General features: G+C 33.2%; 5 protein-coding genes and 1 pseudogene. 3 read left to right on the top strand and 3 right to left on the bottom strand.

The window, feature by feature from the left end; translation table 11 throughout:
* Positions 1-2: 2 nt before the first annotated feature.
* From AX016_RS03935 to AX016_RS03945, 3 genes and pseudogenes are all read right to left on the bottom strand, one after another.
* Positions 3-1,688, bottom strand: coding sequence for a DUF6909 family protein (locus AX016_RS03935; RefSeq protein ID WP_100894373.1), 1,686 nt, complete (start codon positions 1,686-1,688; stop codon positions 3-5).
* A 57-nt stretch (positions 1,689-1,745) separates the two neighbouring features.
* A pseudogene (locus tag AX016_RS03940) lies at positions 1,746-3,244 on the bottom strand (GH3 family domain-containing protein).
* 7 nt (positions 3,245-3,251) lie between these two features.
* Complete coding sequence (locus tag AX016_RS03945) at positions 3,252-4,121, bottom strand: M23 family metallopeptidase (RefSeq protein WP_100894374.1); 870 nt, start codon at positions 4,119-4,121, stop codon at positions 3,252-3,254.
* Positions 4,122-4,298: 177 nt separating this feature from the next.
* Here AX016_RS03945 and AX016_RS03950 point away from each other — a divergent pair, with 177 nt between their 5' ends.
* The 3 genes from AX016_RS03950 (at position 4,299) to AX016_RS03960 (ending at position 14,770) form a co-directional block, all read left to right on the top strand.
* A complete protein-coding gene (locus AX016_RS03950; protein ID WP_013620918.1) occupies positions 4,299-4,490 on the top strand; it encodes a twin-arginine translocase TatA/TatE family subunit in 192 nt (63 codons plus the stop codon).
* 362 nt (positions 4,491-4,852) lie between these two features.
* Positions 4,853-13,840 (top strand): gliding motility-associated C-terminal domain-containing protein, encoded by an 8,988-nt coding sequence (locus tag AX016_RS03955; RefSeq protein ID WP_198519402.1) that lies wholly within the window; start codon positions 4,853-4,855, stop codon positions 13,838-13,840.
* Positions 13,841-13,849: 9 nt separating this feature from the next.
* Positions 13,850-14,770 (top strand): PorP/SprF family type IX secretion system membrane protein, encoded by a 921-nt coding sequence (locus tag AX016_RS03960; RefSeq protein WP_100894376.1) that lies wholly within the window; start codon positions 13,850-13,852, stop codon positions 14,768-14,770.
* The last annotated feature ends 7 nt before the right edge of the window (positions 14,771-14,777 follow it).

Consider the following 14,777-nt stretch of genomic DNA (forward strand, 5'->3'; position numbering starts at 1 on the left):
TATTATGAATTAAATAATTGTTTTAAAATTTTATCTGTAATTAAATAAGTTGGCTTAACTCCCGTTGTGCCTAAACCTCCTGACGCCAATGTACTCCCTGTTTCTAAAGGATTATCTGAAGCATAGTATGCATAACGCACTTTAACATCTTCTTTAATACTTTTGCGTATTTTAGATGCAGCCTGAATTGCTTTTTGGTAATGAACTCCTTCCATTTCTAAACCAATAACACCCCAAGTAGAATCTTTAAAGAATTGTAATATATTTTTATTTTGCAATGACGTACCTAAAACGGTTACCATTGTACCCTCTAAAACCTTTAATCCGTGCCCCTCAAAATCGGCTGCAGAAAGTTCATTTTTAAAAGGGTAGTTGTCTGCTGTTCCTTCAAAAATATGAGCAGTAGCAATCATGATATCGCCCTTACCACCTTCTAAAATTCCGGCTTTACCCATGATAGAGACCGACTCAACATTTAAAAACTCCTTAACCCCTTCTTTTTCATAAGGTTTTAGCAACTCATCTATAGTTTCGTAAGCCTGTTCTCCAAATGCATAATCCATTACAAAAATAACGGGTTTTTCATCGTCTTTTAATCCTTTTGGAAGATCAAAACAACATGCTTTATCTCCAAATTTAGCCGAATCAAAAATCTGTACATCAATATTTGTTCCAGATGTATCGTTCAAAGAAATCATTCCGTTTTTCTTAGCGTAAGCTGTAACTTTAGCCCTTAGTTTATCATTTTTAGACTTACTTAAATCTTCGTAAATTTCTAAACTATCTTTTGAGTTTGGATACTCTTTAGCCAATGCTTTTTTAGCAAATAAAGAGTTCATTACACTGTGCATATTTGCACTAATAATGTGTATTGGTCTGTGTAAAATTCCGTTTGCTTCTAAAGTCTCTTTAATGGTTAATGCCCATAAATCTCCGTGAATATGATGACCTAAACGCTCACGTAAAACAGGACTAAATGTAATTATTCTTTTATCACCTAATGTTTCTTCTTCTATAGCAAGTTTACCCATCCAGTAAATGGTGCGTAAAAACTTTTCTGGGTTTTCTTTTGTAGCAAATACTTGGTGCATTGCTTTAACCTCTACAAAAGATCTTCCCAGTATATTTGCAGTGTAACTTAATGCTACTTCTAACTCTGCTTGTGATAACTCATCAGACTCTAAAGCCGTTTCTAACTTAGTCCAATCTCTTATTGTTTTCTTTGTATCTTCAATTAATACACGTTTGCATATCTTTTCGGACTCTATAAACAAAAAAGTTAAGTGTGTTAGAATATCATAAATATCAGATCTTCCTCTGGTAATTACAATATTCATTTGATCTTCATCTATACGGTAACAATCTCTTCTTCTTTTCGCAGGAATTATAGCTTTAAAGTGAGATTCTCCATAACCTTCATCTGAAGTTAAATTTATGTATCTACACTGTTCTATCCCCTCTGGAAGACGTTCTAAAACGTATGTTAAACCGTTTAATTCTGATTTTTCTTCTCCTACAGAACCATAAATCTCTGGTCGTAGTTGTAACAATGCATTACGAAGTGTTTCTCCTGAAACACCCATTGGCTTGTAAAATCCTCTATTAAACAAGTGTCTCATTGTTATATACAAACGCTCTATGGCATTTGTAGACTCCTGTGCTCTGGTTGTATTTATTATCTTATTCATATTTCTTCTTCATTGCAAATCTACATAAATTAACACTATATTGTTAAGGTAGATACGTTAGTTTACAGTAAATTCTTTCAATCCTTCAGCCAATTTTCTATCGTTAGATAAACGTTGTACTTTATTTTGACCTCCAAACTTACCAATACTTACCATATAATTTTTAAATCCGTCTTTCTGCACTTTTGCTATTTTTAAGGTTTGCAGCACCTTTCCGTCAATTAGATCAAAATAATAACTATTCTGTTTTTGTAAAGATTCATCTATTATTTCAATAAACAAACTCATATCACTTGGCTCTTTTTCAAACTCTACAAACCACTCATGGTAAGGCAACTCATTATCACTTGTAATTGTTTGTGGCGCAACTGTAAACTCATTAATTCTGGCATCGGTTGCTTTAATTGCTGCTTGTATTGCCTGTTCTACTTCTTTAGCTATAACATGTTCACCAAAGGCAGATATAAAATGTTTTATTCTTCCTGAAACAATTACTTTATAAGGTTTTGTAGAAATAAACTGAACGGTATCTCCTAGGTTATACCCCATAAACCGGCATTTGTAGAAATAATCATTACATAATTTACTCCTATTTTTACGTCTTTTAGTGTGATGCGTTCTGCATTATCTTCATAAAAATCATCAGCCTTTATAAACTCATAAAATATGCCTGAATTTAAAAGTAATAGCATTCCGTTTTCTTGCTGAGAATTCTGGTATGCAAAAAAGCCTTCACTTGCAGGAAAAAGCTCTATACTGTCTACCTTACGACCAATTAAATTCTCAAATTTTGCACGGTAAGGTTCATAGTTTACACCTCCATAAATAAAAAGCTGAAAACCTTTAAACAACTCGCCCACCTTTTTACCTGTATCCGCTTGTAATTTTTCAAAATACATTTGCACCCAAGATGGTATACCAGCAATTACGCTCATATTTTCATCTTTAGTTTCCTCTACAATTTTATTTACTTTGGTTTCCCAATCTTCAATACAATTGGTATCCCAACTTGGCAGTCTGTTACGCTGCAAATACTTTGGCACATAATGCGCAGAAATACCTGATAAACGACCTAGTTTTACTCCATTTTTCTCTTGTAAAATAGGGCTTCCCTGTAAAAATATCATTCTACCATCTACAAAATCTGCTTCGCCTGTTTCATGAATATAACTTAAAATAGCATCTCTAGATGCTTCAATCTGGTATTTGATAGATTCTTTTGTTATAGGTATGTATTTTGCTCCTGATGTAGTCCCAGATGTTTTTGCAAAATACGAAGGTTTGCCGGGCCAAAGTACATCTGCATTACCAGCCACAACCTCGTCAACATAATTTTTTAATGCCTCATAATCTCTTACAGGCACATTTTTAACAAAGTCTTTATGTGTTTTAATAGACTTAAAATTATGGTCTTTACCAAACTTAGTATTGGAAGCCTTTTCTATTAACTGCTTAAACACTTTCTCTTGAGTTTCTACAGGGTTAGAAATCCACTTAGCGTTTTTAGCTACTATTCTTTTAGCAAAAATTTTTGCTGCAAAAGATTTTAAAGACATAACTTAATTATTTAAAATCTATATAATTAGTAGGATTCACAGAGGTGCCATTGCTCCACAATTCAAAATGTAAATGTGGTCCAGTGGTTAATTCTCCTGTATTACCTATGGTTGCAATAACTTCACCTGCTTTTACAATTTCTCCCTGAGTTTTATGTAAAGCGCTATTGTGTTTGTAAACAGACAAAAGATTGTCTTTATGCTCTATAATTATTACGTAACCTGTTTCTGTAGTCCAATCTGCAAATATCACGGTTCCTTGTGCAACAGATTTTATAGGACTGTCTTTTGGTGCAACAACATCTACCGCAAAGTGTTTTTTATCCTTATCATATCCCTGTGAAATTGTTCCACTTACAGGTGAAAATAACACCAAAGAAGATTCTGTTTTTGTATTACCAAATAAATTGTATTTATCTTCTAATGCAACTTGTGCTCTTAAATTTAGGTCTTCTTTAATAGGACTAAGATCTACTGTGCTAGGATCTATTTTTACTTGCTCAAAAAGCGAGTCCCTATTCATTTTATTATTGGCAACATCACCGCTTAAGACCATACGTATGTTAGATAAATACTTATTGGTATAATTTAAAACATTTACTAGCGAGTCTGTTTTATATGTTAATTCTGTAGCTTGCTTTTTTAATTTAGTAGAAGAGTAACCTGGTATATATTCTCTTAACGGAGTAAAAGCTATAAGTACAGTTGTTAATGCAATTAATACAAAAGTAGAAATCCACCCTAAAACAAAAACATTAAGCCTACTAAGCTTAAAGGATATTTTTTCTTCAAAAGTATCTTCGTTTAGAATAACCAAACGATACTTGTTTAAAAGCTTACGTTTAATCTCCTTTCTTTTTTTATTATCCTTTGCCATAACAAACAAATATAAACTTTAGAATTTTATTACCCTAACAAAAAAAGGGTTCTAAGTATCAAAATTAAGTTAAATAGCCCTAAAACATTCTGTATAAACACAAAAAGTAATTCTATTACTAATATTAACATTGTTATAGTTACTTTTTATTACCTTTGTTATTCAAAATTTATTATTATGATTTCATCAAATATTATGTTAGCCATACCAGGTGGTGCATCTATAGCACTTATAGTTGTTGCGGTTTTATTACTTTTTGGAGGTAAAAAAATACCTGAATTAATGCGTGGTTTAGGAAGCGGAATTAAAGAATTTAAAGATGCATCTAAAGACGATGATTCTAATGACAAGCTAGAAGAGAAAAAATAAGTTACCATATACTTTATTTTAGAACCCTGCACTTTGTGCGGGGTTTTTTGTTTTTAATAACATTTTAAACCTTTAAGAGTGGTGTATTTCATCGATGAAAAGTGCTTTTAACAGAACTTCCTTTATTTTTTAGCACCTAAAAAAATAGCCATACAACATAAAAATAACGTTTAACTACATTTAATCAGTCAGTTACAACATATTATGTTTAACCACAAACCCTTACAATAGTTTTGTGGCAACCCCAAAATATTAATTAAAATGAAGTGTATTACTAATGAAGTTTTTAACTATAACTTATCACACCTATGCAAAATCTTGTATCGAAAAAAGTTTCAAGACTATTTTTAACTTATCTAACAATGTTATTTATTTTAGCATTATCAACAACGGTAGTAAATGCTCAAATAAACAATAGTAATTATAGAATAGACTTAAGCTCTACAGATATGGGTCCCTGTGGAGGAAACAATGACGGTAGAACAACCGTTGGTGTATATGCAAAACAATCGACCTTAAATACCTTCAAAATTTCATTTGACCTACCCGATGGCATTACCTACAAGCCTGGTAGTTTATTAATAACCAACCAAACTGGATCTGGCGGATTTACAATCTCTGAATTTGATATAAGCAATCTTAATAGTCCTACCTTTAGTATAGAGAAACCTAGTAATGCAAACTGGCAAGCTCTTGATTTTGTAGAGTTTGATTTTGAAAAAACGGCTAGTTGCGATGCTGTACAGTTATCTTATAGTGGAGGATTGTTTAAAGATTCGCACACTATAACCTATATAGATGGTTCTACCGCAGAATCTGATACAGATAACGATTTAACCATAAACTCTTACTCATTACAAAGAGCTTATTTAGCAGTAGAAAACATTGCTACAGAAAACTTATATGTAGGAGAATCTACTACAAGACCTATACAAATTACTAATTCTGGTAACGGAAGCATAGAGTCTTTTGAACATGTTGTTACAATATCTGATGAACTTATAAGTACTTATACCTTATCTTATAATGGTACTTTATTAAACCCAACAACTATTTCTGGAAACAACTATACTTATCTAATTAATTTAAATGATGCTCCTTTTGCTGGTCAGGTAGGTAATGGAGATAACAAATTTGATAACGAAACAATAATACTACAAGAATATCTAGAACTAGCCAGTTGCCAAGCAAATCAATACTCAAGGCATAGCCCTAGATGGGGGTGTACAAACGGAACTTATTGCCAAATTGGAGCTACAATTCCTGGCTCTGTAGTATATATTGAAGAATTCACAAACTTAACTTTACAAGAAGTAAATAACCCAAGACCAAGATGGGATGCTCCAGTTACCTATACATATTCTGTTAGTAATACTAGTAGCAGTACACCGTCTTATAATGTTAATATAAATATTGGTTTTACAGACGACGATAGGTTTTCTACTGTTGGTTTTAACCCAATGTCTGGTGATGATAATAACACAAATAGAATATTGTCTAACTTTAGATTTACCGGAGGCAGCCAAATTAATCCTCAACGTTGGCCCTCTACTATTCCTGGCGGATCTGGCTTAGGTTCTCACCACATTGCATCAAACTATCTAACAACAGATCCAGACGGACCTGGAGGTTTAGATGATTTAGATGGTGATGGGTATTATGATGATTTACCAGCAGGTGAATCTACAGAAATTAACGTTGATATGGAGATGGATCCCAATGATCCAACTTGTAATGAAGGGTTTTCTATATATGTAAACGACATAGATTTACATATAGATACTTGGTCTGTAACATCTTGTGGTAGTGACACAATGTCTTCTAGAGAAAATATGGATTCTCAGTATATAGAAAGAGAAAGTTTATATAACTATGGGTCATCAGAAAGTTATGATCTAGATATGATTGAAGGGTCTGTCTTTAGAGTTGGCTTTACAGGAAATTTTGTAGCTAGTGAAGAAGCTCCAACATGTAATGGTGTAGAAATGTTCACAAACAATGTAAACACCAGCTACTTGGCAACACTAGAAGTACCAACAGGTATTACATTAGATGTTAGTGCAGATAGTAGATATACACAAACAGGCAATATAATAACATTTAGAGAAACCAACTTAGCAGATTTTATGATAAACTCTAAGGAACTAGTAATACCTGTAGAGTTTGCAATAACTATAGATTGTAGTGTATATACTGGTCCTTCTAATATACAATTACCTTTTACATCTTCTTATGAAAGTAGCTGCTACACAACAAGCTTACATTGTGGTTCTTTTGAAGCTGTAACACACTGTTCTAATAGTGGTTGCGTAGGACCAACAACAACCAGTTTTAATGCAAACAGAGAAACTGCTGGTTTTACAGATGCAAGTATGTCTACTAGAGTAACTTTAGACCCAAATACGCACGCTACTAATTACTATATGCCTAAAGATCAAATGGTAGTTACTAGTGAAGCTAAAATGGTAAACGATGAACGTGATAATCTTTATTTTGAGATGCGTTATGTTACAGAAAATGGTGTTAATATGGATGATATTATTGCCTATGAAAACGGAACAATTACTATTAACGATATTTCAACCGGTACTCCTCAAACGTTTCCCTTAACCGTAGCTCCAACTATAACCAAACAAGGAACAAACAACCATTTTGTAACAGTAGATTTATCTAGCTATAAAACATTAATTTCACCTACCTATATATACGGTCAAGGTTTTGAAGAAGATGAAATATCTGTAGAGCTACATTTTAGATTTAAAGATGAATTCCCTCAAAAAGCAAGACTGTATAATTTTAATAATTTTCAAGGTAGATTTTACAGTTTAGATGCTACTTCTACAGAAATTGGTTGTGAAGTTTTTAATGAAACGGCTTTCTTTTTTCAAGATAACATATATGCAAGAACTAAAGATAGAACTGTTGATGGGTGCTCTAATGTAAACCTTACAGCTAGTATTGTTCATTTTTCTAATTTAAGCGATAAGTTTCCTAATGAATTTAGGCCAACATGGCTTTTTAAATCTGCAACAGTGCAAATACCTGATGGTATGCATTTTAACTCTCAAGTTCTAAGTTCTTTTTTTGCAAGAATAGATCCTAGTAATGAATACCCTACAGGTTCAAATGGCGGATTTGATTTTTCTTTATCTGGCAATATACTTACTATAACACCAGGGCCTAACTTTAAACATAACGATCAAGGAGCTCGAGATTACTCAGAGCTTCTAGTAAATATTTCAGGAACAAATTCTGCACACGGATCCAATCCTTTTACAGTTAGTTACACTTACGATGAATTTGCTCATTCTGATTTTCCAGAAGAGATAACAACAAGTGACACTAAAAATTTTACATACGTTACACCAGATTACGAAATAAGATCTGACAACTCAATACTTGTTGGTAACTCTTTAATTGAAAGTTTTGAAATTGAAATATGTAAACATGATTTTGAAGAAACAAACAATAACTGGTTAAGAGTAGACACTGGTTTAGACTTTACCATTAGCAACGCCTATTTAGTAGATGGTGGTACAGAAACACCCTTAAACTTTACAACATCTAACCAAGTTACTTATATAGAATTTGGAACTATAGAAGAAGGTAACGTTACATGCAAAAACATTAGGTTTGAAGGTACTTATACTGGAAGCTCTGATAAGGAAATTAGAGTTTCTCACAACTATGACTGTATAGATTACCCTACCAATTACGATGCTACAACTTATTTTAATGAAGAAATATTAACCTTAACACCTGTAGACGCTGCTATTCAGTTACAAATTTTACAGCAACCTACAAGCAGTGTTGGTACTTGTGAAGCTTATGAAGTTATATTAGAATCTAGAAATGCCGGAGAAGCAGACTTAATTGATCCAATAATAAATTTTGATATTCCTGGAGATATAAGCGCTATTACAATTAATTCTATTACTATAGAATACCCTCAAAACTCTGGAAATATACAAACCATAACACCTACTATTGTTGGCAACAATGTTTCTATAAATTTACTAGATCACACTCTTATATCTGCAAATAATGGCTTACTAGGCTCACTAAATTCTAATAGTTTAGATGAACAAATAGCTATAATTAGACTAAATTTAAGTCCGCAATGTAATTACGTATCTAACACTGGTACTACTTATATAGTTACAGGTAACAGTCCTTACGGCGGTATGGCTAATGGTAGTAATAGTAGAATTGCTGCAGAACCAATAATAATTACAGGAGCAGAACCTCCTTACAGTACTAATACAACTATTTTAAACTCTCCGAGTTTTAATGGTTGTGAAATAGAAACAGTATCTGCAGAAACATATATAACAGGGGGTGTAACGGGGAATTCCGATTTTATTAAAGTAATTTTGCCTGCTGGTATAACTTATGTAGATGGTTCTTTAAACTCTACAGGATCTGTAAGTGTAACCTTTATTTCTAAAACACTTGTTAACGACCAAGAAGAAATAACTATTGCTTTGCCACAAGGCGCTAGTGATACTGATGTTATTGCATATAATTTTAACATCCAAAGTACAGGCTTTATATGTGAAGGTAATTATGATATTGATTTAAGCACTTATGTTACTGTATCTGGCTTATCTTGTTCTGGTGTTTCTTGTGGTGATACAGAAGTAATTACTGGTAATACTAGCACTACAGTTCAAGTTACTAAAGGATTCTTAGAAACTTCATCATATACTCCTACTGCTAGTTACGTTATAACAAGCACAGATACTTATTACAATATAATTATTGGTTTAGAAAACACAGGTACAGAAGATTTATCTAGCGGAATTAATTACAATGTATATTGTGCAGACGCATCTGGTGTAAAGACAGGAAATTCTATTTATACAGGATCTCTTTCTCAAGCAATTCCTTCTGGTGGCTCTATAGAAGAAAATATAGAATTTAGAACAACAGAATTTTGTGGTGCAAATAGCAATATAGTTGTAGAGTTTTCACCAAGTAACTCTAATTGTTTTTGTACAGAGTTATTACTTAGTATGACTAGTGCACCATCTAATAATTATTCTGATTTAGAAATAGATATGACATCTAATGTTAGTTCTGCTAATCCATCAGATACTATTATTTTCTCAATTGATATTGAAAATTTAGGAGCTATAGACGCTACAAATATTCAATTACAAAATGTACTAGCTCCTGGTTACACTTTTGTTAGTGCTACTAACGGAGGAGTATTGACAGGAAATACAATTACTTGGCCTAATTTTGACTTAGAAGATTTAAACACTACTACATTTAGTTACACGGCTACTATTAATAACCCAAGTGGTATAGCAGATGAGTATACTAATATTGCTGAAATTACGCAAGTAGACCAAATAGATCCTGATTCTACTCCTAATAATTTTGATGGTATAGATTCTCTAGAAGATGATGAAGCTGTAGTTTCAGTCTCTTTACAGTCATCTGATATTAGTATGGTTAAAAGGCTATCTGCTAGCTCTAACCCTAATGCTATTGTTGGAGAGGTTATTAGTTTTGAAATTGAAGTGACTACTTCTTCTGCTTCTACTAATGTTTCTATTGAAGATATTGTACCTATCGGTTTTTCTGTAATTCAGCCTTCTATTAGTAATGGTGGGTCGTTATCTGGAAATACAATCTCTTGGGATATTCCTAGCATTAACGCTACTACAATTATCTTACAATATGATGCTACTGTTAACGCGCCTACTGGTGCTGCAGATGAATATAAAAATACAGCGCAGATTACTGATGCTGATCAAATAGATCCTGATTCTACTCCTAATAATGATGATGGAGACCAGTCTGAGGATGATGAGAGTTCTTTTACACTTAATACTCCTATAACTGAAACTGATCTAGAATTATCTTTAACTGTTTCTGATACTGATGTGAATGTAGGTGACATTGTTACTTTTACACTTAACGTTACTAATAATGGAGCTATAGAAGCTACGGGTATAAATATTGAAGATTATGTACCTAGCGGATACACTATAAATTCAATATCTAACGGTGGTTCTAATTCTGGGAACACTATTAGCTGGCCTGCTTTTGATCTAGATTCTGGATTATCAACAACGTTTACTTACCAAGCAACGGTAAATGCTCCTACTGGAGCAAGTGATGAGTACTTAACTATTGCACAAGTAACAGCTGTAGACCAAAACGATCCTGATTCTACTCCTAATAATTATGATGGTATAGATTCTCTAGAAGATGATGAAGCTATGGTTGTAAACACTTTACAATCGTCTGATATTAGTATGGTTAAAAGGCTATCTGCTAGCTCTAACCCTAATGCTATTGTTGGAGAGGTTATTAGTTTTGAAATTGAAGTAACTACTACTTCTTCTTCTACTAATGTTTCTATTGAAGATATTGTACCTATCGGTTTTTCTGTAATTCAGCCTTCTATTAGCAATGGTGGGTCGTTATCTGGAAATACAATCTCTTGGGATATTCCTAGCATTAACGCTACTACAATTATCTTACAATATGATGCTACTGTTAACGCGCCTACTGGTGCTGCAGATGAATATAAAAATACAGCGCAGATTACTGATGCTGATCAAATAGATCCTGATTCTACTCCTAATAATGATGATGGAGACCAGTCTGAGGATGATGAGAGTTCTTTTACTCTAAACACTCCTATAACTGAAACTGATCTAGAATTATCTTTAACTGTTTCTGATACTGATGTGAATGTAGGTGACATTGTTACTTTTACACTTAACGTTACTAATAATGGAGCTATAGAAGCTACAGGTATAAATATTGAAGATTATGTACCTAGCGGATACACTATAAATTCAATATCTAACGGTGGTTCTAATTCTGGGAACACTATTAGCTGGCCTGCTTTTGATCTAGATTCTGGATTATCAACAACGTTTACTTACCAAGCAACAGTAAATGCTCCTACTGGGGCAAGTGATGAGTACTTAACTATTGCACAAGTAACAGCTGTAGACCAAACTGATCCTGATTCTACTCCTAATAATTTTGATGGTGTAGACTCACTAGAAGATGATGAAGCTATGGTTGTAAACACTTTACAGTCATCTGATATTAGTATGGTTAAAAGGCTATCTGCTAGTTCTAACCCTAATGCTATTGTTGGAGAGGTTATTAGTTTTGAAATTGAAGTAACTACTACTTCTGCTTCTACTAATGTTTCTATTGAAGATATTGTACCTATCGGTTTTTCTGTAATTCAGCCTTCTATTAGTAATGGTGGGTCGTTATCTGGAAATACAATCTCTTGGGATATTCCTAGCATTAACGCTACTACAATTATCTTACAATATGATGCTACTGTTAACGCGCCTACTGGTGCTGCAGATGAATATAAAAATACAGCGCAGATTACTGATGCTGATCAAATAGATCCTGATTCTACTCCTAATAATGATGATGGAGACCAGTCTGAGGATGATGAGAGTTCTTTTACTCTAAACACTCCTATAACTGAAACTGATCTAGAATTATCTTTAACTGTTTCTGATACTGATGTTAATGTAGGTGACATTGTTACTTTTACACTTAACGTTACTAATAATGGAGCTATAGAAGCTACAGGTATAAATATTGAAGATTATGTACCTAGCGGATACACTATAAATTCAATATCTAACGGTGGTTCTAATTCTGGGAACACTATTAGCTGGCCTGCTTTTGATCTAGATTCTGGATTATCAACAACGTTTACTTACCAAGCAACGGTAAATGCTCCTACTGGGGCAAGTGATGAGTACTTAACTATTGCACAAGTAACAGCTGTAGACCAAACTGATCCTGATTCTACTCCTAATAATTATGATGGTATAGACTCTTTAGAAGATGATGAAGCTATGGTTGTAAACACTTTACAATCGTCTGATATTAGTATGGTTAAAAGACTATCTGCTAGCTCTAACCCTAATGCTATTGTTGGAGAGGTTATTAGTTTTGAAATTGAAGTAACTACTACTTCTGCTTCTACTAATGTTTCTATTGAAGATATTGTACCTATCGGTTTTTCTGTAATTCAGTCTTCTATTAGTAATGGTGGGTCGTTATCTGGAAATACAATCTCTTGGGATATTCCTAGCATTAACGCTACTACAATTATTTTACAATATGCGGCAAGTGTTAATGCGCCTACTGGTGCTACAGATGAATATAAAAATACAGCGCAGATTACTAGCGCAGATCAAACAGATCCTGATTCTACTCCTAATAATGATGATGGAGACCAGTCTGAGGATGATGAAAGTTCTTTTACACTTAATACTCCAGTAGATGCAACGGATATAGAATTATCTTTAATAGTTTCGGATACAGGAGCGGACGTTGGAGAAACTGTTACTTATACGTTAACAGTTACAAATAATGGTGTACTTGATGCTACGGGTATAAATATAGAAGCCTACATTCCTAACGGGGTTACTGTTACGTCAATATCTAACGGTGGTTCTAATTCTGGTAACACTATTGGCTGGCCTGCTTTTGATCTAGATTCTGGATTATCAACAACGTTTACTTACCAAGCAACAGTAAATGCACCTACTGGAGCAAGCGATGAGTATACTACAACAGCACAGGTTACTACTGTAGATCAAAACGATCCTGATTCTACTCCTAATAATTTTGATGGTGTAGACTCACTAGAAGATGATGAAGCTATGGTTAGTATAGATATGCCTACTACAGATATATCTATTAGTAAAACAGTAGACTTTCCTGATTCAAATATTGGTGATACTATATCTTTTACAATTACAGCAACAAATGATGGTAGTTTCACAGCTACAAATATTAGCATACAAGAAATTTTACCTAACGGTTACAGCTTTAATAACGCTACAACTACAGTAGGTTTATATGATGAAGGTATTGGTGAATGGACTATTTCTTCGCTAGATGCTAATGAAACTGCTACACTTGTGATAAACACAACTGTTTTAGCTGGTGGTGATTATTTAAACACTGCTACTTTATCATACTTAGACCAAATTGATGACAATTCATCAAACGATACTGATACTGCCACTATTAATATATCTGAGGATAGTTGTCTTAAAGTTTATAATGAATTTTCGCCTAACGGAGATAATGCCAATGATGTGTTTTTTATAGAATGTATAGAACAATATCCAAACAATTATTTACAAATTTTTAATCGTTGGGGTGTAAAAGTATACGAACAAGAAGGGTATAAAAACACTTGGAATGGTACTTCTCAAGGAAGAGCTACAATAAAACGTGGAGAAAAAATGCCGGTTGGTACATATTACTACACTTTAGAATTAAGAGATAACAAAACGCCATCTAAATCGGGTTGGTTGTATTTAACAAGATAAAAGATTACAATGAATATATTTAAAATTATTTTTAGTCTGATTTTAATGCTCAGTTTAAGCACTATTGCATACTGTCAACAAGATCCACAGTACACACAATATTCTCATAACCCTATGACGGTTAATGCTGGATATACTGGTTCAAGAGGACATACAGCTGCACTTGCGCTTTATAGAAGTCAATGGGTTGGTATAGAGGGTTCGCCCAGGACCATTAATTTCAGTATAGATAGTCCTTTAGATGAGTATAATGGTATAGGTTTGTCTATAATTCAAGATGATCTAGGTCCGTCTCAAGAAACATATATTGATGGTAACTACGCCCATCATTTAATAGTAAACAGAAAAGGAGATAAATTAGCTTTTGGCTTAAAGGGTGGACTTAGGTTTTTAAATATAGACTGGTCTAAAGGGATATATAAAGATCCAGATGTAGCGTTTAGTGAAAATATAAATAGTAAAATATTACCAACTATTGGAGCTGGTGTATTTTATTATACAGATAATTATTTTTTAGGTTTATCTGTGCCAAATATTTTAAAAGGAAATCACTATAACGAGATTCAAGAATCTGAGGCTACAGAGCGTAAACACCTATATTTAATAGGGGGTTATGTATTTAAAATTAATCCAAATTTAAAGTTCAAACCTTCGTTTTTTACTAAATATGTATCTGGTTCACCATTGTCTATAGATGCATCAATTAACTTTCTAATACACGAAACTTTAAATTTAGGCGTTAGTTATAGGTGGGACGACTCTGTTAATGCTCTTTTGGGCTTACAAGTTTCACCTAGAATAAACATTGGTTATGCATATGATTACGCTACAACTAACCTAAAAAATTACAATAACGGAAGTCATGAAATCTTTTTTAGATATCAGTTTACTTCTAAAGAAACCAAGATTAAATCCCCAAGATTCTTTTAATAATTGT

It is taken from the genome of Cellulophaga sp. RHA19 (assembly GCF_002813425.1).
Lineage (GTDB): Bacteria > Bacteroidota > Bacteroidia > Flavobacteriales > Flavobacteriaceae > Cellulophaga.

Coding starts and splice junctions, on each gene's coding strand:
- AX016_RS03935 (WP_100894373.1), bottom strand. CDS start 1,688: ATGAATAAGATAATAAATACAACCAGAGCACAGGAGTCTACAAATGCC.
- AX016_RS03945 (WP_100894374.1), bottom strand. CDS start 4,121: ATGGCAAAGGATAATAAAAAAAGAAAGGAGATTAAACGTAAGCTTTTA.
- AX016_RS03950 (WP_013620918.1), top strand. CDS start 4,299: ATGATTTCATCAAATATTATGTTAGCCATACCAGGTGGTGCATCTATA.
- AX016_RS03955 (WP_198519402.1), top strand. CDS start 4,853: ATGTTATTTATTTTAGCATTATCAACAACGGTAGTAAATGCTCAAATA.
- AX016_RS03960 (WP_100894376.1), top strand. CDS start 13,850: ATGAATATATTTAAAATTATTTTTAGTCTGATTTTAATGCTCAGTTTA.